The organism is Sporosarcina sp. P1 (assembly GCF_002743155.1).
Taxonomy (GTDB): Bacteria; Bacillota; Bacilli; order Bacillales_A; family Planococcaceae; genus Sporosarcina; species Sporosarcina ureae_B.
Genome location: NZ_PDYS01000001.1, coordinates 339,668 through 361,892, shown reverse-complemented (window position 1 = coordinate 361,892; position 22,225 = coordinate 339,668). Strand labels below are relative to the sequence as shown.

The 22,225-nt window shown below is 40.9% G+C and carries 22 protein-coding genes; 5 read left to right on the top strand and 17 right to left on the bottom strand.

The features are described 5' to 3' along the window. Positions 1 to 50: 50 nt before the first annotated feature. Both CSV73_RS01815 and CSV73_RS01810 read right to left on the bottom strand, forming a co-directional pair. Complete coding sequence (locus CSV73_RS01815) at positions 51 to 1,325, bottom strand: ribonuclease H-like domain-containing protein (RefSeq protein ID WP_099626450.1); 1,275 nt, start codon at positions 1,323 to 1,325, stop codon at positions 51 to 53. 280 nt (positions 1,326 to 1,605) lie between these two features. Next, the gene (locus CSV73_RS01810) at positions 1,606 to 1,827 is read right to left on the bottom strand and encodes a transcriptional regulator (RefSeq protein ID WP_099626449.1); all 222 of its coding nucleotides are present in this window, start codon (positions 1,825 to 1,827) and stop codon (positions 1,606 to 1,608) included. A gap of 125 nt (positions 1,828 to 1,952) precedes the next feature. Between CSV73_RS01810 and CSV73_RS01805 the strand changes: the two genes are divergently transcribed. Next, on the top strand, positions 1,953 to 2,399 hold the full coding sequence (locus CSV73_RS01805) for a DUF4385 domain-containing protein (protein WP_099626448.1): 447 nt from the start codon (positions 1,953 to 1,955) through the stop codon (positions 2,397 to 2,399). A 25-nt stretch (positions 2,400 to 2,424) separates the two neighbouring features. On the opposite strand, the gene CSV73_RS16820 is transcribed toward CSV73_RS01805, so the two are convergent. After that, a complete protein-coding gene (locus CSV73_RS16820) occupies positions 2,425 to 2,547 on the bottom strand; it encodes a hypothetical protein (protein ID WP_255407846.1) in 123 nt (40 codons plus the stop codon). Positions 2,548 to 2,810: 263 nt separating this feature from the next. On the opposite strand from CSV73_RS16820, the gene CSV73_RS01800 reads away from it, so the two are divergent. Both CSV73_RS01800 and CSV73_RS01795 read left to right on the top strand, forming a co-directional pair. Continuing rightward, positions 2,811 to 3,014, top strand: a complete 204-nt coding sequence (locus CSV73_RS01800; protein WP_099626447.1) for a helix-turn-helix transcriptional regulator — start codon at positions 2,811 to 2,813, stop codon at positions 3,012 to 3,014. Next, positions 3,014 to 3,694, top strand: a complete 681-nt coding sequence (locus CSV73_RS01795; RefSeq protein WP_099626446.1) for a DUF3169 family protein — start codon at positions 3,014 to 3,016, stop codon at positions 3,692 to 3,694. Before CSV73_RS01800 ends, CSV73_RS01795 begins: the two co-directional genes overlap by 1 nt. Before the next feature lie 60 nt (positions 3,695 to 3,754). On the opposite strand, the gene CSV73_RS01790 is transcribed toward CSV73_RS01795, so the two are convergent. The 5 genes from CSV73_RS01790 to CSV73_RS01770 form a co-directional block, all read right to left on the bottom strand. Next, entirely contained in the window at positions 3,755 to 4,123 is a 369-nt protein-coding gene (locus tag CSV73_RS01790; RefSeq protein WP_099626445.1) for a DUF488 domain-containing protein, read from the bottom strand. 230 nt (positions 4,124 to 4,353) lie between these two features. Next, complete coding sequence (locus CSV73_RS01785; protein WP_099626444.1) at positions 4,354 to 4,707, bottom strand: hypothetical protein; 354 nt, start codon at positions 4,705 to 4,707, stop codon at positions 4,354 to 4,356. 159 nt (positions 4,708 to 4,866) lie between these two features. Then, entirely contained in the window at positions 4,867 to 7,062 is a 2,196-nt protein-coding gene (locus CSV73_RS01780) for a 5'-nucleotidase C-terminal domain-containing protein (RefSeq protein ID WP_099626443.1), read from the bottom strand. Between the two features lie 184 nt (positions 7,063 to 7,246). Beyond that, entirely contained in the window at positions 7,247 to 9,511 is a 2,265-nt protein-coding gene (locus tag CSV73_RS01775; protein ID WP_099626442.1) for a DEAD/DEAH box helicase, read from the bottom strand. Next, entirely contained in the window at positions 9,504 to 9,881 is a 378-nt protein-coding gene (locus CSV73_RS01770) for a YppE family protein (RefSeq protein WP_099626441.1), read from the bottom strand. Before CSV73_RS01770 ends, CSV73_RS01775 begins: the two co-directional genes overlap by 8 nt. A gap of 200 nt (positions 9,882 to 10,081) precedes the next feature. On the opposite strand from CSV73_RS01770, the gene recU reads away from it, so the two are divergent. Together recU and CSV73_RS01760 are read left to right on the top strand one after the other, a co-directional pair. Further along, a complete protein-coding gene (gene recU / locus CSV73_RS01765) occupies positions 10,082 to 10,693 on the top strand; it encodes a Holliday junction resolvase RecU (RefSeq protein ID WP_099626440.1) in 612 nt (203 codons plus the stop codon). 24 nt (positions 10,694 to 10,717) lie between these two features. Next, positions 10,718 to 13,447, top strand: a complete 2,730-nt coding sequence (locus CSV73_RS01760; protein WP_233202828.1) for a transglycosylase domain-containing protein — start codon at positions 10,718 to 10,720, stop codon at positions 13,445 to 13,447. A gap of 44 nt (positions 13,448 to 13,491) precedes the next feature. Here the strand turns inward: CSV73_RS01760 and CSV73_RS01755 are convergent, their stop codons facing one another. From CSV73_RS01755 to panB, 9 genes are all read right to left on the bottom strand, one after another. Further along, positions 13,492 to 13,827 carry a YpoC family protein gene (locus CSV73_RS01755; protein WP_099626438.1) on the bottom strand — a complete coding sequence of 112 codons (336 nt, stop codon included), beginning with the start codon at positions 13,825 to 13,827 and terminating at the stop codon, positions 13,492 to 13,494. After that, positions 13,824 to 14,471, bottom strand: coding sequence for an endonuclease III (gene nth, locus CSV73_RS01750; protein WP_085133415.1), 648 nt, complete (start codon positions 14,469 to 14,471; stop codon positions 13,824 to 13,826). Before nth ends, CSV73_RS01755 begins: the two co-directional genes overlap by 4 nt. An 8-nt stretch (positions 14,472 to 14,479) precedes the next feature. Then, positions 14,480 to 15,187 (bottom strand): DnaD domain-containing protein, encoded by a 708-nt coding sequence (locus CSV73_RS01745; RefSeq protein ID WP_085133414.1) that lies wholly within the window; start codon positions 15,185 to 15,187, stop codon positions 14,480 to 14,482. A gap of 44 nt (positions 15,188 to 15,231) precedes the next feature. After that, positions 15,232 to 16,425: a pyridoxal phosphate-dependent aminotransferase gene (locus tag CSV73_RS01740; RefSeq protein ID WP_099626437.1), complete on the bottom strand. Its 1,194-nt coding sequence runs from the start codon at positions 16,423 to 16,425 to the stop codon at positions 15,232 to 15,234. A 37-nt stretch (positions 16,426 to 16,462) separates the two neighbouring features. Then, the gene (locus CSV73_RS01735; RefSeq protein WP_099626436.1) at positions 16,463 to 16,942 is read right to left on the bottom strand and encodes a cell wall elongation regulator TseB-like domain-containing protein; all 480 of its coding nucleotides are present in this window, start codon (positions 16,940 to 16,942) and stop codon (positions 16,463 to 16,465) included. A 72-nt stretch (positions 16,943 to 17,014) separates the two neighbouring features. Beyond that, positions 17,015 to 19,786, bottom strand: a complete 2,772-nt coding sequence (gene dinG / locus CSV73_RS01730) for an ATP-dependent DNA helicase DinG (protein WP_099626435.1) — start codon at positions 19,784 to 19,786, stop codon at positions 17,015 to 17,017. 247 nt (positions 19,787 to 20,033) lie between these two features. Then, a complete protein-coding gene (gene panD / locus CSV73_RS01725; protein ID WP_083035608.1) occupies positions 20,034 to 20,417 on the bottom strand; it encodes an aspartate 1-decarboxylase in 384 nt (127 codons plus the stop codon). Beyond that, positions 20,410 to 21,291 (bottom strand): pantoate--beta-alanine ligase, encoded by an 882-nt coding sequence (panC, locus tag CSV73_RS01720; RefSeq protein WP_332308445.1) that lies wholly within the window; start codon positions 21,289 to 21,291, stop codon positions 20,410 to 20,412. The genes panD and panC overlap by 8 nt, the downstream gene beginning before the upstream one ends. Beyond that, positions 21,288 to 22,127: a 3-methyl-2-oxobutanoate hydroxymethyltransferase gene (gene panB, locus CSV73_RS01715; protein WP_099626434.1), complete on the bottom strand. Its 840-nt coding sequence runs from the start codon at positions 22,125 to 22,127 to the stop codon at positions 21,288 to 21,290. The genes panC and panB overlap by 4 nt, the downstream gene beginning before the upstream one ends. Positions 22,128 to 22,225 lie beyond the last annotated feature (98 nt).

Sequence of the window (22,225 nt, the reverse complement as noted above, 5' to 3'; positions counted from 1 at the left end):
CATAAGGCCATTATAGCATATGTTGTCATTCTTTGTCTTACTGAAAAAGGCTATTGCTCTTCATCCGTCGCTTCTTGCGCTTGCCCAGGAAATAATTTTCTATTTACTCGCATTTCCCGTTTCGCTAATGACTTCTTCATGCGATTGCTGAAACGTTGTGTAAATTCATTGGATTGTTGCAATAGTTGACCCGCACTTAGTATGTGTTCATATGCGAGCGAATAATCCTTTACTTGGTGCTCATATAACTTTGCCAGTTCCTCATACGCTAGTAGCTGTTCCCTGCCTGTACCATGCGTTGCGACAATATCAAATGACTGAATCGCCCGATCGAATTCTTTATGACGCTTCAGTAAAAAACCTAGATGATAATGCGTCATTGGATAACTCGTCCCGTACACTTCCGCAATTCGTTGAAGTTCCGAAAAACTATGATCTTTCAAACCAAGATCTTGGAACCATTTAGCGATATTCGTTGCAATCTGAGCATTTTGCTGACTAGCTTCTTCCATGACGATATCGGTCGAAAGACTAAATAGCGTCACAAGCGATAGAATATCCCATTCATTATGCCACATAACTTTCATTAAAATTTCCGCACGACCGTTTTTCACCGCATCTTGATAAATAATAGGCGCCATATGTCCAGGTATATCGTCTTTACGATGAAAGCCTAGCTGTGTTCTCTCTACTTCGGTCAACTTGAATGATTCCATTTGCCCTTTCCAAATACGGCGCGATCCATGTAACAAATCGATTTGATGTGGGATAGGTAGTGGCGGCAACAACTTCCGATGTAATGACCAACGCGTTTGTAGTTGAGGGAAATCAAAGCTTTTGCCGTTAAATGTGACGAGTGTAAGTCCTTCTCTCCATAATTCTGATGCATAAAGAAATGCCGCTTCATGATCAGGGTTCGGCAACACGTACTGTGTCATAACGAATTCATCGGACTGTAATTCCAATAGCCCAATTAAAAAAATGACAGCACCGGCGCCTTTTAAACCTGTTGTCTCCGTATCAAAAAATAGTAGTTTACCGGCATTTGGGGATAATGGGTGCAAATAGTTAGCTTCAGACCATTTCATCAACTTCTGCTTCACATCACCCAAACGAAAATCACCGTGCGTCGTATCGAGCGGATAATGAATAACACGTTTATAGACGACACCAAATTGATTTTCAATTTTCTCCATACCTGTCGTCAACCAGCGTTTTTCATAGCTTGGTGCTGGTGGTGTCTTGAAAGTCTCTTCCACTTCCTGAACAACAGCTGTCTTCTTCAAAAGTGATTTCATCGCCATTAGTTTCTGCTCATATGACATGACGTTTCAACTCATCTATCTGTTCCTCTATTTGTTGGCTATCCACTATATGTTGAACTTCTTGTCTATAGTACCAAGTACATTTCACTTTAGTTATCTCCTGGTCTATCATAATTTCACCTCAAAAAAGATCATTATGATATAAATTATACATGAAATGTCTTGTTTTATATGAAATTTGATTTTCTGACGTTGCATTACTTCATATCTTGAACAATAAAAAAGCGATGTATCCCCGAAAATAGGACAGATCGCTTGAGTTCTTTATATATTTATTCGATTAAACTATAACCGTTTCTTTCACACCCGCAGGAACGACTGCCAGTACATGATCAATCAGGAAAGTCCGTTTGGAGTTACGCAGAAAACAGTACGCTGTAAATGTTTTGCCATGTAAATTCAGTACACGTATTTTCCGCTTGCTAATGGAGCCATCTTTCGCTTCATAAATCACTTCAAGAATATCATCGTATCGTAATGCTTTTTCTAATGAACACCGCACGTTCGTTCCCTCCCTTTGTTCCAGTATAAAGAATGTATGTTCTGTTGTAAAGTATTTTATATATGAATTCTCCTGTTTTTCCCCATTCTTTTAGGGGTAAAGTAGAAGAAAAAGGACGTGAATATATGCCATTCGATTATGATGTAGATTATAGTACGTTAGACTTACGCAAACACCCCGAATTATATAAAGTCGGAAAAGGCGAACAAGGCGTGTTGTTGGTTGAGCCTTACAAAAGTGAAATTTTACCTCATTGGCGCTTTAAGACACCTGAAATCGCAAAAGAGTCTGCAGATCAAATTTGTGCGCTTTTTGAAGAATACCGAAAGCAGGATGACTTTGTTGGAATGGATATGGCACGTAAGTTCATTCAAATGGGATATACTCGTGCACGTCGTTATGCGAATCATAAAAGCGGAAGAAAATATAATGAAGATGGAACGGTAAAAGAGCGCGATATGGATTCTGTCAAGGCAGAGTCTGCACAAATTTTCAAAGAACGATGGGACGCCATTCGCAAAGATGAAGAGTATATTAAGCGGAAAAAAGCACATCAGAAAGCATATGGGTAATGCCCATTATAAAGCGGTGAATGCCTTAACGGACATTCACCGCTTTATTTACTTCGTTAGTCCATGTATTACTAGACGTTTCTCTTGCAACGGTTAGCTTGCGTACTGAACGAGTAAAACGTTCCATACATAATTGGTCATTCACCATACAAAATCTCTCGTCTTTTGATCTTCCGAATTACTTGCAAGATAAGGATGTGAGAATCTCATTAACGCTCGTAATAAACTAAATCCTTTCATGCATCTTCACTACTAATTCTTTAAGCATGAACCTCGTCCCCTTTATTATCGATTAATAACCAAATTGAATATCGTATAAACACCTCAAAAGACGTGTAAAATATTCACTTTGACAATTAAATTTGTCAAAGTGAACATCATACGTTACAATACCAGTAAGAGGTGAGGCTAGTGAGAACAAGATTAAAAGAATTACGAGCGCGTGACGGGCTCAATCAGACAGAGCTTGCCAAGCGAGCAAAAGTATCTAGGCAGACGATTAGTTTAATTGAAAGGGATGAATTTGTGCCTTCCTTGCTTATAGCGAAACGGATTGCACATATTTTTGATGAGACAATTGAAAGTATTTTTATTTTTGATGAGGAGGAATTATAATGAGAATGATAATTTGGACGCTCATAGGAGCAGTAGTCGGATTTTTTGGAATGTATGCCGCATTATCTATTGATTTCAAAGCAGGCTTTCCACCTATTGGATTAGAAGTAAATAGTGTGTTGATCGCCATCACTTTATTGCTTTTTGTCTTTATTGCTATCAGTTCTACTCAAATGAAAAAGAAAGCCCATCTCATACTGACAGGTGTTGACGAAGACGAACGCGATGTTTGGCAATATAAACGATTCAGTGACCTGAATTTATGTAATAATGTTGCGCTAATTGTAAGTATCATGGCGATTGGGATCTCTATCATCACCGATCAGCCAACGTGGTTATTACTAGCTTCCGGAGGCGTTCTACTAGTATCCATCTTATTTTCCATGTTGGTCCCCGGTTTGATGAAAACCGTTTATCCGGATCGTGATCTACCCTCGGCTCCTGAAAAAAACTTTGCCAAGAAGTTGCTAGCCGCTTCGGATGAAGGCGAGAGGTTCGTCATGCTTCAAGGCTTATATAAAACGTTTAACACAATGAATCTGTCATTGATCATCGCATTGATGTTATTTATTCTGTACTCCGTGGGCACAGGTGATTCCCAGTTATTCTCTATTTTCATTGTAGGACTCATACTAATTGTAACGAACGCACAGTATTTGCTAACGATACGAAATAAATGATCAATAGATCGCTCGCTGTTCAAGTATTTGTTTCCTTGAACAGCGTTTTGAATTCGATCATTACACTTGCTGATGATCCAAGATTTCTTTTAATACTACAGCTTGATTATTCTTTTCATCCTTCGCTCCAAATACTAGCGTTATATTCTTCTTATATTCTTTTGTCCAGTCCTTCAGCTTTTCTAACTCTTCTTGCTGTGCTTCATTGTTTTTCAATTCTTCTTTATACTTTTCCTTGAAATCTTCAAATTTATCGGGATCATGGTCAAACCATTGGCGAAGTTCTGTGCTCGGTCCTAGTTCTTTCAACCATTCATCCACTTGTGCATCTTCCTTACTCATTCCTCGTGGCCATAGACGATCCACTAGAACTCGCAATCCATCATCTTTCTCTGCATCCTCATAAACCCGTTTGGTCTGAACTGGCATGTAGATTTCCTCCTATTCGGTTCTCAGAATACTTCTACCCTAAATTCTTCAAGTTAACAAATTATTTGTTTTAGGATATATTACAAAAAATGCAACGTCGAGATTCATCTCGACAATATCTTTATTTTTAATTTATTTAATAGTACATTGGTTATTGGTATGCTCAGTTCGGGCAACTTCATTTGTCAATTCCGAGCAAATCCGTCGTTTCTATTTGTGCCGTCGACGTTTCAACTTGATACGTCCACCGTGCTATTTTGTTTTTGAAAAATCGGTTTCGTATAATCGACGCGATACCATTTCGTTCTATCAATTTTCATTTTATTATACGAGGAATTGGAGATCAAATAGCCTTGTGACTCTAAACTGTAAATAGCACGCCGGATTTTATTGAGTGACCAAAATGGAATCTCTTCCTTCCAGTCCGTATACGTTTTGTACACCCATTTATATCCATCCCGTTCATTTTTTGAAATGAGCGAACGATAATGAAGATGTTGCAGTAAAAAGGCTTCATTAAGCCCGATTTCCATAACTAAAGTAGTTTGCAAAGTAAATGAAGGTTCATCGAGTAATAAATACATAGTATTTCCTCCTAATGGATTCGAATGTTAGAGAAGCATTTCCCTCTCTTCATATGCTATATAGTTACATATTGTAGAAAGGATACACCTTAGAAAAATATTTTTTACATAAAAAGAGTCGAAGCTTTTTGGGCTCCAACTCTTTTACATTCATGTATATTACTTATTCACATCAACAATTCGACCTTCAATTTCAGGCTTGACTGTTCCAAGCTTGATCATGTGATCCCGTAAGTTCACCCAATCATCCAAACCAAGATCGGTCACACGGCCATTTTCATATGCTTCACCAAGCACTTTAAAGCCATCTCCGCCTCTTGCTGTAAAGGCATTTGTCGTGATCACATACTCTTTATCCATCTCTACATCAACGAACTCGTCATTCGTTTTTACTTGCATGGTCTGAACTCGATTACCCACTTCTTTACTGCTATCGAATGTCATTTTCATTCCTGACATATGCAAGAAACCGCCCTCTTCGTTAGGTACATTTCGCACACTATGCTCAAGCGTATTTTTAATTTCTTCACCCGTAAGCGTAACAAGGGATAAAGTATTACCGAATGGCAGCACTTCAATTACTGCTCCGACAGTGACTTGTCCTTTATTTAAATGATTGCGGATTCCTCCACCGTTTTGTAGAGCAATTACCGTTTTCGGATCGTATTCTTTTGCTTTTTCTAGCATTCCGTCCGTTATTAAATTACCGAGTGCTGTTTCATTCGCACGGACACTATCCGTAGAATTCTCTCCTTCACGACTTCTCGGGTTTGGCAAATCCACTTCTAAAGTCGCTCCGATTTCTTTACCAAACGTTTCATCAATTTTTCCGGAATATTTGAGAAGTGCTTCCGCTGCTTCTACATCATTCGCTTTGTCTTTTAAGCTGATTAATTTTCCAGCATGACCTGTAATGACACCTTGATCATCAAATTCTACGTCCAGTGTTCCAAGATGCGTCAAGTATTGATCCGCTTGAACAATGACTGTAGGATCTTTGCTTTCTCCACTTGCCTTTTTATCAACTATCACTGGTTCCGACAATTTCGTATGTGAATGCCCACCCACAATAATATCGATGCCTTCAACTGCTTGAGCTAGAAGCAAATCATTACCTACAGATGGATCACTATCGAATCCAAGATGATTTAGCGAAATAATTTTATTGACGCCTTGGCTCTCAAAGTAGGCTACGGCTTTTTCAGCTGACTCTTTATACTCTAAAAACTCTACTGCTCCTGGACTCGCGACAAATGCTGTACTTTCAGTAGTCAATCCGAAGATGCCAACCTTTTCTCCATTCACTTCTTTGATCAAGCCTTTATGAATCTCTCCAAATGCCGGCGTGCTAGTGAATTCTGTCTTGCTTACTAGATTTTTCAAGGCGGGGTCTTTGGAGAAATCTATATTCGCTCCGATTACAGGGAAATTAGCACCTTTCACAAAATTCGCCAGTGACTTGTGGCCATTCGTACTATCGCCTAAATCAAATTCATGATTACCAAATACCATTGCATCTAGACCCATTAAATTCATCAGTTCTAGATCCGCTTGTCCTTCAAACTCCGAGAAATATAATGTTCCCGAGAACACATCTCCTCCATGAAGAAGCAAAGCATCTGGCTTTTCATTTCGAACTTCTTTGATAGCGGTAATAGCTTTTGGCATTTCCGCTACACGTGCATGTGTGTCGTTCATATGCATCAATGATAAGGTGTAATCGTTTGGTTGCAGCTGATTGGCACGGTGAATGAATGAGGAGAATGCACCTCGTGTGACGGGCTCATTCGGTCTGAAATTACTCAGTTGATCCGTTAAACCAAGATTTGCAAGGATTTGCACACCTCTTCTGTGTGACTCTCCTACATTCGATAAGTTAATTTCCACTTTCTTACCTGTATCGTATTTCTCAAGATCCAATGCATTTACTAATACATTTGCCATTTGTTGACGCGTTAGAGCAGCTGTTGGTTTGAAATTCCCATTGGAGTCTCCTTTAAATACATTAGCGTTCGCTAGAGTCGCCATTTCTTTCGCGTAGAAACTGTCTTCTGAAATATCCTTAAACTTTTTTAATACATCCGCCACATTAGTTGGTTCTTCAAAGTCCCCTAACTTTGCCAAAATTAACGCCGCGTGACGACGCTCAATGGAATTCCCGGGCTTGAACTGATTTTCGGAATAGCCACGAATAATATGTTGGTCCGTCAACGCTTTAATCGCTTCATAATGCGTATTGTCCTTTGATACGTCGGTATACCATTGCTCTGCTGCACTGACAGAGCCTCCCGCCAATACAATAGCGCTAGCGACAGCAAATGTAGCACCAAACCTATGAACTGATCTTTTATTCATCTGTTTTACCCCCTCATTTTACTAGACTGATAGTTGTACATATTCATATTATCAGAATGCACTGCTATTTAGATAGAGGGTCTATATTTTTTATTGTTTTTGGAAACTTCTACTGGTTCTTCCAACTACTTTCTCTTTCTACATAAAAAAGAGTCGAAGTACTTCTCTTCGACTCTCTTTCTACTCACTTTGCCAACTCTGCTAGCAAGCTATGTGCACGATGTTTGTTATTCTTTTGTCCTGCTTCTTGGGCTCCAATACAGACGGGACAGCCGTATTCACAGCGACACTCCGCCACATGATCCGCTGCGAGCATTAATAATTCTTTCCAACGACTATAAATATTTTCACTTAAACCAATTCCACCTGGATAGCTGTCGTAAATAAAGAATGTCGGCCGCTCCATGTGAATCGCCTTCACTTGCGGTACAACATGGATATCATTTCGATCACACTTGATGAATAGCGGTACCAGTGATTGAATCGCAAACGCTGCAGCTGTCATCGCGTCAGTCAAGTCGGATTTCTCCCAGCCTTCGGGGACATCAAACGTTAACCACGTACCTGACGTATGCATTTCTTCCGCAGGCAACGAAATAGGGCCTGATCCAATATTGTCATGCGTATCAAATTTGATTTTCTTAAAGATCGTCGGAATCGCGAGTACTGCTAAGTCTCCGTAAGCTAGCGTACGCTCTCCGTCAATCATCCGCTTGTCTTCGCTTATGACTTTCAGTTCCACCGCGAGATTTGCATCGGTGAAATAATCTACATCGACCACTGTAACGTATGCTTTCTTCTCTTCCCAATCCAGTTCCTCTACTTGATATTGCGTTCCTTGATGCAAGTAAATCGCTTCTTCATGCAACAACGTCATGGCACTGAACCGGTCCATCTCTCCTATGACACGTGTCTCTTTTGGAAATGATTGGTCAATGATGATGACGTTTTCTTGTGACGCGGAACGCAAACTGATTTCTCCAGCGGGAAAACGATCGGTCATCCAATGCCATTTATCCGATGTTTGTAATAAGACGCCTTCACTTTGTAAAAACGCCAATAATTCCTGTACTTCAAATTCACCGTACGTCTCAGTAGAGCTAAATGGCAGTTCAAATGAAGCACATTTCAGATGATCCATCAGTATCAGCATATTGTCCGGATGAATATGAATTTCTTCCGGCTGCCGTCCGAGCAAATATTGCGGATGTTGAATAATATATTGATCAAGCGGCATCGATTGTGCTACATAAATAATCAACGCATCTTCCTGGCGTCTGCCCGCACGCCCCGCTTGCTGCAAAGCACTGGCAATATTTCCCGGGTAACCTGTCATGATACATGCTTGTAATTGCCCGATATCAATACCCAGTTCCAAGGCGTTTGTACTGACCACGGTGCGAATATCACCATTTTTTAAACCACTTTCGATTGTTCTGCGTTCTGATGGTAAATAACCGCCACGATAACCCATTACCGTCTTATCGAATAACTTTTTCTTTGTCAGTTCTTTCATATACGTCACAAGCATTTCTACACGTACCCGACTTCGCGCAAAAATGATCGTCTGAATATGTTTTTGATATAAAAATGCGCCGAGATCACGGACTTCAAGCACTGCACTTCTCCGTATGCCAAACACATCATGGACAATTGGTGGATTATAAAAAACGAAATGTTTCTTGCCGCGTGGTGCCCCGTTTTGATCAATAAGCACCATTTCCTTATTTGTCAGATTATCCGCTAAATTTTTGGCATTTGAAATCGTTGCGGACGTACAAATAAAAATTGGATCACTACCATAAAATCGGCAAATACGCTGTAATCTCCTTAAGACATGTGCCACGTGACTGCCAAACACACCTTTATATGTATGAAGTTCATCGACCACAATATATTTTAAGTTCTCGAACAATGAAATCCATTTAGTATGATGGGGCAATATCGCTGAGTGAAGCATATCCGGATTTGTCAGTATAATATGGCCAGATTTTCTAACCTTAGTTCGCAAGCCAGGTGCCGTATCTCCGTCATAGGTGTGACTTAAAATGGTTTCGCCACTCGCTTCAATCAAATCATGCAAATCGGCTAGCTGATCTTGAGCCAATGCTTTAGTTGGGAATAAATACAGTGCCCGTGAAGATGGGTCATCCAAAATCGACTGCAGTACCGGCAAATGATAACATAGTGACTTCCCCGAGGCAGTCGGCGTGATGGCGGTAATCGAATGTCCTTCACTCACTTTGTCAAATGCTTGTCGCTGGTGACTATATAACTGAGTAATTCCCTTCGTTGCCAACGCTTTACGAATCGATGAATGCAATATAGGAGGAAACTCCGCTAGGATGGCTTCTTGCTCCTTTAGCGTTTCGATATAGGCGATATTCGGCCCAAAGCGTGAATCAGCAAATAGTTCTTGAATCGTTTCAGGTATACTTTGTTTATTCATTCACATGGTCCTCTCCTTGATCCGCGTTCATTGCGTCCAAAACAGTTTGCAATGTATAGCGTGCTGCACGGATAGAAAGAATAAAGCGCTTTTTACCGGTCGCTTTGTAGAAAGACTGCACGACGAATTGCGTCATCGAGTCTTTCAACGAATCTACTTGCACTTCATGCACATAGCGCGGCTTTTTCTTCTGTATCCACACTTTCATCTCTTCCGCCCATTGCGCAATTGCCTGGTGGCTATTATCAGCATACGGCTTCACTTCTTCAAAGAAATCTGGTTCATGATCTGTTTCTCTCATACGATAAAACCGCTGTTCACATTCGTCACAAATTGTCAGCAATAACTTTGTGTCTTCTATCTTGCTCATTTATATAAAACTCCTTTAGGATTCATTGTAAAAAACGTCCTTTTTTTCATTTTATCAGATATTCCACTACAGCTCCACTTTCTACGAACAAACATTCCAAGCCGTCACCAATTCGACTACTTTCAACTCGATGGAAACTTTCTTTTTGGTAACTCGTCTAATAGTCGGTATGATATGATGTAGAGTACGAGGTGGTCACATTGGCGATACGTTATCCGAACGGAAAAAAGTTCAATCCTTCCGTGTCTTCTACGAAAAAGAAAACTTATGACTACTCCTTCAGTAATCGGGGTAAATCATTAGAAGACGAACTGAACGACACAAACGAATACTATTTGGCGCATGGTCTAGCCGTCATCCATAAAAAGCCGGTACCCATACAAATCGTCAATGTCCGCTATCCTGCAAGAAGCGCTGCAGTGATCACTGAAGCGTATTTCCGTACACCTTCGACAACTGACTATAATGGTGTATGGAATGGATATTATGTGGACTTTGAAGCAAAGGAAACGAAAAATAAAACTTCATTGCCACTGCAAAATATTCATTTGCATCAAGTACAGCATATGAAGCAAGTAATCGACCAATCCGGACTTGCTTTTTTTATTGTCAATTTCACATTGTTGGATCGATATTTCTTATTGCCATTCGAGGAATTTTATCCTTTGTGGCAACGCATGGAAGATGGCGGACGAAAGTCCATTACATTATCTGAAATAGAACAACGATCCATCGAAATCAATACCGGTTTTCACCCTCGGCTAGATTATATACAAGCCGTGAAGGATTGGATCAAGCGCAAGATAGATTAATGAAAGCGAAAGGCAGGAAATATTATGAGTGATAACATAAACTCGAGAACAGCAAGAAGAAAAAAACAAATGACGGAGAAACCAAAGCGTCCGCAGAAAAAGCTTCCTACTCAATTATGGAAGAAAATCCTTTTAGCTATTGCAACGCTTTTCCTCTTAGTACTAGTTGGCGGAGCTTCATTATTTGCTTATTATGCAAGTACAGCACCTGACTTGGACGAAGAGCTGTTGAAAGATCCACTTACCTCTAACTTCGTGACAAAAGACGGCGATGTGTTCATGAAGTTCGGTGCAGAGAAACGAGAATTCGTACCGTATAAGGAAATCCCTGAACAAATGAAAGATGCCATTCTAGCTACAGAAGACATTCGTTTTTTCAAGCACGGTGGGATTGACTTTTATCGTCTTGGAGGAGCCGTGGTCGCCAATTTCCGTAGTGGATTTGGATCACAAGGTGCTTCGACATTGACACAGCAAGTTATTAAAAACTCGTTTCTGAAGAACGAAAAAACATTGAAGCGTAAAGCACAGGAAGCTTGGCTTGCCTATAAACTAGAAAAAGAATATACAAAAGAAGAAATTTTCGAGATGTACTTCAATAAAGTTCTCATGTCAGGTACTCGCTACGGCATCGGGACAGGCGCAAGTTACTTCTACGGAAAAAAAGTAAGCGAACTGGATTTACCTGAAATGGCCATGCTTGCCGGTATGCCACAATCTCCAAACGGCTTTAATCCATTTAAAAACCCGGAACGTGCAGAAAAGCGCCGGAATATTGTTCTAACACTAATGGAACGTCACGGCAAAATCACGACTGCTGAAATGAATGAAGCGAAAAAAGTACCAGTCACTTCCACTCTACTGGCAGAAGAAGATCGTGAAGTATTCGGTAAATACCCAGCTTATGTAGATGCTGTGCTGGATGAAATCGAAGCAGCTGGTTTTACCGATCTTCTATCTGAAGGAATCACCGTACAAACTGCTCTAGATCCGAAAGTACAAGAAACAGTAGAAGCCGCAATCAATGATCCAAGCTATTATGAATCAGATGAAATGGAAGCCGGTATGACGGTGCTCGACACGAAAACAAGTGCCATCGTTGCTATTGGTGGCGGAAGGAATTATTCAGGGCGAAACTTGAATTTTGCTGAAGTCAAACGTGCACCAGGTTCTAGTATTAAGCCGATTCTATCGTATGGTCCAGCAATTGAAGAATTAGATTGGTCTACAGGTCAAAAGGTAGTAGATGAACCTTACAGCTATAAAGGTTCAGGAACAGCCATCGGTAACGCAGATGGTAAATTCCTCGGTACATTGACTATGCGTCAAGCACTGTACTGGTCCAGAAACATACCCGCAGTCAAGACGTTTGAAAAAGTAGGACCGAAAAAAGCAGAAGCCTTTGCTAATAAACTTGGCTTTACGTATAAAAATATAGATTCATCCAATGCACTTGGTGGTGGAGATGAATTCTCTACCGTTCAAATGGCAGGCGCATATGCTGCTTTCGGTAATGGCGGTATTTACACCAAACCCCATACTGTAAATAAGCTTATATTGCGTGACGGCAAGACGGAAAAGAATTTACGTCCGGATCCTGTAACCGCAATGAAAGATTCCACCGCATACATGATTACAGATGTATTACGTGACGTCCTTACCGAATATGGAGCGACAGGAACACGAGCGAATATCAGCAATATGGACATTGCTGGAAAGACAGGTACAACCAATTATCCCGCTGAAAGAATGAAGAAAGATAATATGGAAAGTCATTATGTACCTGATACGTGGTTTACAGGCTATACAACTGAGTACACCATTTCTACATGGGGCGGGTACGGAGATTTCTCACCGATTAAAACCTATGATCACGGACGTTACGTACCACAAAATTTATTCAGAGATGTCATGAGCAGTATCGCAAAAGACCCGGGCACGTTCAGTCAACCGGACTCAGTCGAAGAAGCTTCGATTGTCAAAGGCAGCGATCCTATTATGCTTGCTAGTTCTTTCACTTCTCGTAATCTTATCAGTACTGAATTATTTGTCAGAGGAACGTTACCTAAAAAAGCATCAATTCCTGAAAAGGTTTCAATTCCGAGTCCAGATGGATTAACTGCACAATTCGATGCGAATTCCAATACGATTCAATTACAATGGAATTATGATGTGCCGAATAAATACAGCAGTCTAGGAAGTCCTACATTCAACGTCAGTGTTTCTGTTGATGGTGGTGGAGCACAAAGTATCACGACAACTTCCGATAAACAAACAACTTACTCTGGTGTGGAATACGGTAAGAACTACACATTCCATGTCAGTGCCAATATGGGCGGTTATACAAGTGGATCGGCTACAGCTTCCCTTTCGATAAAAGGCGCTGATGAACCGGTCATTGAAGACGAACCAATCGTTGAGCCTGATGAAAATAATAATGATCAAAACAATAATGAAGATGATCAGTCAGACAACGACCCAAGTAACGACAATGATTCCGAGAATGAAAATCCAAATCAATCGGATCCAGACGGTTCGACCAATCAAGATGGCAATACCCCACCTAACGATCAGAACAACCAAGACCAAAATCAAGGTCAAGGTCAAGGTCAAGGTCAAGGTCAAGGTCAAGGACAAGGTCAAACTAACCAAGATCAAGGAAATCAAGGGAATCCAGGCAATCAGGGAAATCCAGGACAAGGACAAAACCCTAACGATGCCGGTGATACATCATCTGACTCCTCTACTAATTAAAAAAGAGCGATTCCACACAATTACGTGTGGAATCGCTCTTTTATTTATTGTTGAACGCGTAATCGCGCTGCTTTCTTTTTCATCTCATCATATAGCATAGTCAATTGAATTAAAGCATAATGGCTACTTTTTTGAAGTTTGATGAACTCGATCCGTTCGTCGTAATTATTTGGCGCAAGTGTGTAGTGCATTTTTCCAGTATGTGGGTTCTCCACTTGTTCACTTTGCTCAATTAGCCACTCTAGCTGATCGATAGCCGGCTGTATTAATTCTATTTTACGCGTATCATTTACAGCATATGTCTTTTCTAATTCAGGCTTTTGCTGTTGCCATATATCGAGTACTTGTTGCACGTTTTTCTTTAATAGTTCATATGTCATTTGGATTTCATCCTTTTTCGTCCTTCGCGGCATAAATCCAATAATGGACATTCTGGACAGTTGGGATTTTGCGCTTTGCAATGATAGCGACCAAAGAAAATCACTTGATGATGAGTCTGTGTCCATAGTTCCATCGGTGTCCAACGCATGATTTTTTCTTCTACATCAATCGGGCGATCTTTCCAGCGATTCATACCCAATCTTTTTGCTACACGTTCGACATGTGTATCGACAGCTAGTGCCGGCACACCGAACGCATTCGACACGACGACGTTGGCCGTTTTCCTACCTACACCTGGTAACGTCATCATGATATCTCGATTAGGGGGAACTTCCCCACCGAACTCTTCTATCAACCGAAGGCTAAGCGCTTGGATATTTTTTGATTTATTACGGAATAAACCAATCGAACGTATATCTTGCTGTAATTCCTCAATCGGTACGGCAAGATAATCTTCCGGAGTCTCATATTTTTTAAACAGCTCTGCCGTCACACGGTTAACTAATACGTCCGTACATTGTGCAGATAAAAGCGTCGCAATTAACAATTCAAACGCGTTTTTATGAACGAGTTCACAATGTGCTTCAGGAAACATCTCTTCGAACGTTTGCAGGCATGTTTGCCATTGTGTTTTTGTCAGCATCGTTTCACCTACTCCCGTTCTTCGAGCCAATTGTAGAAAGGCACATCTTTAATCGCAGTTTTCACTTGCGGTGTTGTGGCTACAGTTGTTGGACGAAACGCTTTAGTCTGCTTTTCTACATCACGCATGGTTTTAACATTTTTCTTTTTCCATTCAAATAGAATTCGGTCAATATAGCGCAAACTCATTTTTTGCGCCAGTACTGCTTCTCTTAATGCTGCCCGAATGATTTCTGTTGAATGACCATCTTTGTCAATCCACATACCGATAGTTTCAAATTCCATAGGGGATAAGAAACGGCCGAATTCCTGCTCGAACAAAGAGAAGATTTCTCCCTCTTCCTGCTTGATCACTTCTTCTTCTGTTTCCACCGCTTGTTTTTCGACTTCTTCAATCAATCGTTTCCATAAAGGATAAAATGAAAATTTTTCATGCAATACTTTATTTTCATCGGTACTTTGTTCAATTGAAAACAATCCTTTTTGCATCATTCTTTGTAAGCAATTCGTTACATCTTTCTCTTGTAGTTGCATACGATTCGCAATATCGGTAGGCGTTGGGAAATAGTTCCCCGCTCCTTGAAATGCGATCAAATGCAATAATACCATGGCGTCACTATCCGAAATCAACAATTGTTTATAATGCTGAAAAAAGAGCTGGGAAATAGAAACATTTCCCTGCTCCATCCAAATTTTCAGCCGTTCATCTTGCTGCATATTTGAAACTTCCTCTCATCAGCAACGTGTTTGTCGCTTCTGTTTTACGCTTTCCAATGATCTCTTACAAACTTATCAATACGTGTAATTCCTTCTTCCAACAGATCGATTGATGTGGCATAGGAAAGACGGATCGTCGTATCAGAACCGAATCCTGTGCCTGGGATGACAGCCACTTTAGCTTCTGTCAATAATGCTTGTGCGAAGTCATCTACGTTTGCATAGCCCGTTTTCTTTACTGCTTCCTGTACATCAGGCAATAAATAGAATGCGCCTTGTGGCTTCAATACATGGAAACCTGGTATAGCAGAAAGTTTAGGGTACGCTTGATTCAAGCGGGATTCAAAATCTTTTCGCATGACTTCTACAGTGTCTTGCGGTCCGTTATATGCCTCAATTGCTGCGTATTGCGAAGTCGTCGTCGGATTGGATGTAGAATGGCTTGCAAGATTCGTCATCGCGCTTACCACTTCTTCATTACCCGCTATATATCCTATTCTCCAGCCTGTCATTGAATGGGATTTCGATACACCATTAATAATGAATGTACGATCTTTTGCATCTTCTGAAAGCTGTGCGATCGATACATGCTCTTTATCATCATAAACAAGCTTCTCATAAATTTCATCTGAAATGATCCACACATCTTTTTCACGGCAAACTTCCGCAATCGCTGTGAGTTCTTCTTTTGAATAAATCATACCTGTTGGATTACCTGGTGAGTTGATGATAATCGCTTTTGTTTGATCCGTGATAGCATCACGGATTTGCTTGGCTGATACTTTGAACTGCTCAGCTGCTGTTCCTTCAACGAACACCGGTGTGCCTTCTGCAAGCTTCACTTGTTCAGGATAACTCACCCAGAATGGCGAAGGTATGATGACTTCGTCGCCTTTATTAAGCAACACTTGGAAAAGTGTATAGAGTACATGCTTCGCTCCAATACCGACTAACACTTCCTTGCGCGTATAAGTCAATCCTTGGTCTCTTTTCAATTTGTCAATTATGGCATCCTTTAATTGTGGGAGACCACCAGCTGGAGTATATTTCGTCTTACCATCCTTCATTGATTGGTATGCTGCTTCCAAAATGTTTTTAGGCGTATTATAATCCGGTTCGCCAGCTCCAAGTCCGATCACATCGATGCCCGCTGCCTTCATTTCTTTTGCCTTTGCTGTAATCGCTAATGTTGTAGATGGTGATAAAGTACTTACTCTGGACGCTAATTGCTTTCTCAAATTGACCGCTCTCCTTTTGTCCTAATCCCATTTTTCTCTATAACTTTGATATTCGCTTTAACCATTTTCCATCTGCAAAATTCAGATACGCGTAGTGTAAGAAATCCTCGTTATCGAGATAACTGACTTCCCAAAACGGGGTGTCATTTTCCAAACCCAATGAGGCGTTGAGAACTTTTTCGACGTTCTCCTCTTTTTGTATGATGTCTTTGGCTTTCCGCTTTGTAATACCATCTTTGATTGATACAGCTTTCAGAATCTTTGTCGTCTCTTCTTCCACGAAGATAATTTTTTCATGGTTATTTTTATCTGTACCATAAACGGTAATCCATGACGTTTTACCATGAAAATGATCCATCTTATCTACTTTTTCAAGAACGTTATTTGCCAATATGGCTTCTTTCGCTTTGTTTTCAGATGTAGCAAACGGTTTCTCCGCTTGATAGAAAACGACAATAGTAATCGTGAACCCGAGCGCGAGTAAAAATAGGAATAGAAACTTAATCCAGTTGAGCATAAGTGTCACTTCCTATCGAATGAACCGCAGATTTTTTTCGATTCATTTTCTAACCTGCTTTCTTTTTGTACATCACTCATTATAACAATTTTCGATCTCGTTAACTAGACCTTCCAAAGATACTTTTTTCACTAATGATTTAGGTAAAGCTTGTAAAAAGGATTGGCCGTAGGATTTAGTATCAATGCGTCGGTCCAATATGATAAAGAATCCTTGTTCATCGGTTGAACGAATCAATCTGCCGAACCCCTGTCTGAAACGCAGTATGGCTTCGGGTAAACCAAGATGGGTGAATGCATTTTTATGCTCCGCAACTAAAGCTTCTGACCGAGCCTTAAATAATGGCTCCTCAGGTGAAGTAAACGGTAAACGAACGATGACCACCGCAGTTAATTGTTCACCCGGCACATCCACACCTTCCCAAAAGCTTGTCGTACCGAATAATACGGCTTTCTTTTGCTGCTTAAACGTCTTCAGCAACTTATGACGGCTTCCCGAGCTGACACCTTGTGCGATCAGCATGTATTCTTCTTGTAATGACTCGCTGTCAAGTACCGTTTGATATGTCTTCTTCAACATATCATGAGATAAGAACAAGGCAAATACGCGTCCTTCAATCGCAACGGCCGTTTGGATCAATGCATCTGCTACCGCTTCAATGTACTCATCATTTGAAACTTGCTGAATATCCGGCATATCTTCCACAATCAATGTATGCGCACCTTCATAGAAGTTGGCTGGAGCCTCAAATGTATAAAGCGGCACGCTAGAAGGCAATCCTGCCTGGTCTAGCACGAAACGGTCCTGTTGTCCCGCCGTTAATGTTCCGGACGTCCAGACGATGCCCGTTTCGCCTTCAAACGTATCAATAAAATTACGGATCACTTCTGAACCATTTACTGGACTTTTTTTAATTTGTAAACTGCCAGGTAAACTTCGGCTGTCTTTCTCCATCCAAATGGTAGTGCTTCTGTTTGGTTGCTCCAAAAATAATTCTATCCACTCGCCCGCTTTGATTTTCATTTCATTGATCCAATAAAACCATTCACTTAGTGCTGCTTGCTCATGTAAAGTCAATTCATTCGACAAGTTTTGGATGGGCATTGCATAGTTTTCGGTCACACTTATATATTCATTCATCTTACGCAACACTTTGTCGAAGATTTCATTCGTCCGCAAACGTTTGGATAATGGCTTCACAGTTCTCGTTGTCGACTTATTATCGTTAGTTGAATTGGAGTTCGCCAGTATAAGCATCGACTCGTCAAATGCCAACATGAATTCATTGAATGAATATTGAAGACGTTCAGTAAACGTTTTATGATTGAAATGAAATCGCTTTAAGATATCCTGAATATCAAACAATAGTTGGCAGCTAGCTAAACCGTTCAACTGACTCATTACATACTTCCATTTCGTATAAGAAAATACTTGTTGATGCGTCCGAATTGCCGCTTGGTTCATTTGATGGGCCTCATCAATCACCAATCCACTGATGGAATGGAACAATGGATCATAACGTTGCTGGTCATTCACCAGCATGGAATGATTCGTCAAGATCACCATCGACTGCTGACAGTTTTTTAATGTATGCGTATAAAAATCCGCCACCCGCTCGTCTTTCTTTACCCGCATTGAACGCTTACGAATACGGTCGATAAACAGTTGACCGCCACCTGATACATTGACTTCATCTAAATCGCCAGTCGTCGTTTCCGTTAACCAGACCAATAACTGCATAATTGTGATGGAATCATCATAAACCTCATCGTTAAAATGCAAAAGTTCTTCAAATTTCCCAACTGAAATATAATTCGCCATACCTTTAACGACAGTCGTGGGAATCGTCATTTGCAAAGCCTTTTCAAGCTTCTGGACTTCTTCAGCGAGTGTGTCGACTAAGTGATTCGTATACGTACTAATGACAACCGGCTGTTTCGTTTCATAGGCGCGAATCAAAGCAGGCACTAAGTAGCCAATCGTCTTACCAACACCCGTTGGAATCTCCACTGCGATTTGCTTCTTTTCAACAAAAGCTTGCCATGTCAAATCCATTAAGTGTGCTTGACTTTCCCTAACATGATAAGACGGATGAATTTTCTGCATGACTCGTTCTTTCGCCATGTCGTCGACAGGAAATTCTATTGGCTGTGGCCACGATGTAGTGGTTGGTTTAGATTGCAAATAAGGGATCCCACGAAATAGTGCATAGTCACTGGACGTGTCTTTTCCACGTACATGCTTAAGGGCTTCATAAAATAATGTCGACACATCCGATTTCATTGCAAATGAACGCTCATGCATACGATTCAGCGTCTCTTTAGGCAACGTTTTGATTTTCTCAATAGCCTTCAATAAAAACAACGCTGTCGCTTCTGCATCATCATCTGCCCGATGTGCTTGCTTCAATGAAATATTTAATGATTCAGCAATATCTTGCAGACGATAGCCAGGTAAAGTAGGATACATAATCTTCGCTAGTTCTACCGTATCGATCGTCTTGCCATGCCATTTTGCCATACCACAACGAACCAATTCTTTTTGTAGAAATGATACATCAAAGTCTGTATTGTGCGCGACAAAAATACATCCCGTAAGCAAATCAGCCACTTCTTCAGCAATCTTTTCAAAAGGGGCAGCATCCTTCAACTCTTCATCACCAATGGATGTCAGCTGGTGAATGAAAGGTGGAATCGGGCGCTGGGGATGTACGTAACGCATATATGTATCTGTTATTTTATTGTTTTCAATAAATACAATGGCAATTTGAATGATCCGATCTCCATTTAAAGGTGAATGACCAGTCGTTTCCAAATCGACAACTGCATATTTGCTTGTAGACATACCATCATCAACTTCCTATTTGGTTTCTAATGCAAATTGTATCACATTTACCACGGCGACTCACGTCTTGCATGTGGTCATAAAAGAAACCCATCATACCAAACAAATTGAAAGGGATATTTAGGTAGTGGTTCGGGATTGTAGCTCCAGCTGGGGACGCAGATCGACATTGCTACCTCTTCCTACTTACTTATTCTACAAATGAAACCCCCATTCGAATAACTCTCAAATGGGGGTTCAATACTTTTTAGAATATCGCGACGCCTGGCTTTTCGGTGATTACTTCCTTCACACGATTCTGTTCATCCATAATCAGCACAGTTGGTTGATGCGTACGTGCCTCTTCGTCGGACACATACGCATAAGAAAGAATGATCACAATGTCGCCCGGCTGCACAAGACGCGCTGCAGCTCCATTGACACAAATCACACCACTTCCTGGCTCTCCTTCGATAATATATGTCTCGAAGCGCGCACCATTGTTATTATTGACGATTTGTACCTTCTCATTCGGCAACATACCCGCAGCCTCTAATAATGCTCCATCGATTGTAATGCTGCCTACGTAATTCAAATTAGCTTCCGTAACAGTAGCACGATGTAATTTTCCATTCATCATCATTCTAAACATTTTTCTCATCCTTTATAGTTGACATAATAATATTATCTATCAATCTCGCGGAAGTAAATTGTACCGCTGCGGCCAAGATCACTTCTTCCATATCATTAATATTCTCTTCTAGAGAGGGATAGGCAAGTGCTTCGACATAATCAATCGTACCGGATGTTTCTTCTTCAATTGCTTTACGTACAATCTTCACTACTTCTTGCAGCGGAACGCCTTCATAATAACTGCGTTTCCCCTGACACAGTGCACGGTAGATTGCACTCGCTTCATTTCGTTCATGTTCAAGCAAACGAACATTACGAGAACTTTTCGCAAGTCCGTCATTTTCACGCACAGTAGGTACACGTGCAATTGATGTGCGAAGATTGAAATCACGTACAAATGTTTCGATAATCGCTAGTTGCTGCGCATCCTTCATCCCAAAATAAGATTCATCTGGATCCACGATGCTAAATAACTTTAATAGTACTTTCAACACTCCGTCGAAATGTCCTGGTCTTGAAGCTCCGCAAAGACGCGAAGCTTGTTCACCAGGCAAAATACTGATCCCACTCTTACGAGGATACATTTCTTCAACAGAAGGAATAAATAAATAGTCGACACCTGCTGTAGAAGCCAGTTCCGCGTCATGTTGCTCATCGCGTGGATAGGCTTCATAATCTTCTCCCGGCCCGAACTGCGCAGGATTAACGAAAATACTCATGACGACAATATCATGGTCTCTTCTAGCTTCTTCGACTAATTCCATATGACCTTCATGAAGGAAGCCCATTGTCGGTACGAAACCTACTGTGCGCCCTTCACGTTTTCTTGGATTCAGAATGTTTTGCAATTCCGCAATGGAGCGGACAATTTGCATGGTGGCACTAGTATTCATAGTGTTTTGCCTCCGTATAATGCTTCAAGTTCTTCTTCTTTCATTGTAAAACGATGGCTTTCAGAAGGGAATGAACCGTCCTTAACTGCTAGATTATATAATTTCATCGCACCTTCGATATCTTTACCGACTTCTGCGTAACTTTCAACAAACTTTGGTAGTTTGTGGTTGCCGTAGCGCACCATGTCATGGAATACCAGTACTTGCCCATCTGCTTCAGCACCCGCGCCGATTCCAATGATAGGAACTGCTACTGCCTGCGCAACTTCTTTCGCTAATTGGAAAGGAATACATTCCAGTACAATCATGAACGCACCCGCTTCTTCACAAGCTTTGGCATCTTCAATCAGCTGTTTAGCTGCAGCCGCCGTTTTCCCTTGTACTTTGTATCCGCCACTGACTCCAGCAGACTGCGGAAGCAATCCTAAGTGCGCACATACTGGTATGCCAGCTGTCGTCAACAACTTGATTTTATCGATGACTGCACCGCTTCCTTCTACTTTCAGTGCATTCGCAGAAGTTTCCTGGAATAAACGTAAAGCATTCTGTAACGTTGTGTCAGCAGATCCGTGATACGTACCAAATGGCATATCTACAATAACGAATGTATTTTTTGCACCTCGTCGAACCGCTTTACCGTGGTGACTCATTTCGTCCAGCGTTACATGTGCTGTCGAATCATAGCCAAGCACGACCATGCCAAGGGAATCCCCGACAAGAAGTACATCAATCTCCGCCTGTTCTGCAATTTGTGCTGTCGGATAATCATATGCCGTCAACATACTAATTTTTTCACCGTTCGCTTTCATTTTGGAAAAATCTGTTGTGGTTTTCATTGTTCATCTTCTCCTTTACGTCTGATTTCAGCAGGCGTTTGGTAGGCAAAAAAACCAAAATAAAACCCTACTGATCCAAATTTGGACAGAAGGGTTGC

Bases quoted from the DNA above. Each gene is read 5' to 3' on its own strand.
- CSV73_RS01815 (WP_099626450.1), bottom strand. From the start codon at position 1,325: ATGTCATATGAGCAGAAACTAATGGCGATGAAATCACTTTTGAAGAAG.
- CSV73_RS01805 (WP_099626448.1), top strand. From the start codon at position 1,953: ATGCCATTCGATTATGATGTAGATTATAGTACGTTAGACTTACGCAAA.
- CSV73_RS16820 (WP_255407846.1), bottom strand. From the start codon at position 2,547: ATGGTGAATGACCAATTATGTATGGAACGTTTTACTCGTTCAGTACGC.
- CSV73_RS01795 (WP_099626446.1), top strand. From the start codon at position 3,014: ATGAGAATGATAATTTGGACGCTCATAGGAGCAGTAGTCGGATTTTTT.
- CSV73_RS01790 (WP_099626445.1), bottom strand. From the start codon at position 4,123: ATGCCAGTTCAGACCAAACGGGTTTATGAGGATGCAGAGAAAGATGAT.
- CSV73_RS01785 (WP_099626444.1), bottom strand. From the start codon at position 4,707: ATGTATTTATTACTCGATGAACCTTCATTTACTTTGCAAACTACTTTA.
- CSV73_RS01780 (WP_099626443.1), bottom strand. From the start codon at position 7,062: ATGAATAAAAGATCAGTTCATAGGTTTGGTGCTACATTTGCTGTCGCT.
- CSV73_RS01775 (WP_099626442.1), bottom strand. From the start codon at position 9,511: ATGAATAAACAAAGTATACCTGAAACGATTCAAGAACTATTTGCTGAT.
- CSV73_RS01770 (WP_099626441.1), bottom strand. From the start codon at position 9,881: ATGAGCAAGATAGAAGACACAAAGTTATTGCTGACAATTTGTGACGAA.
- CSV73_RS01760 (WP_233202828.1), top strand. From the start codon at position 10,718: ATGAGTGATAACATAAACTCGAGAACAGCAAGAAGAAAAAAACAAATG.
- CSV73_RS01755 (WP_099626438.1), bottom strand. From the start codon at position 13,827: ATGACATATGAACTATTAAAGAAAAACGTGCAACAAGTACTCGATATA.
- nth (WP_085133415.1), bottom strand. From the start codon at position 14,471: ATGCTGACAAAAACACAATGGCAAACATGCCTGCAAACGTTCGAAGAG.
- CSV73_RS01745 (WP_085133414.1), bottom strand. From the start codon at position 15,187: ATGCAGCAAGATGAACGGCTGAAAATTTGGATGGAGCAGGGAAATGTT.
- CSV73_RS01735 (WP_099626436.1), bottom strand. From the start codon at position 16,942: ATGCTCAACTGGATTAAGTTTCTATTCCTATTTTTACTCGCGCTCGGG.
- dinG (WP_099626435.1), bottom strand. From the start codon at position 19,786: ATGTCTACAAGCAAATATGCAGTTGTCGATTTGGAAACGACTGGTCAT.
- panD (WP_083035608.1), bottom strand. From the start codon at position 20,417: ATGTTTAGAATGATGATGAATGGAAAATTACATCGTGCTACTGTTACG.
- panC (WP_332308445.1), bottom strand. From the start codon at position 21,291: ATGAATACTAGTGCCACCATGCAAATTGTCCGCTCCATTGCGGAATTG.
- panB (WP_099626434.1), bottom strand. From the start codon at position 22,127: ATGAAAACCACAACAGATTTTTCCAAAATGAAAGCGAACGGTGAAAAA.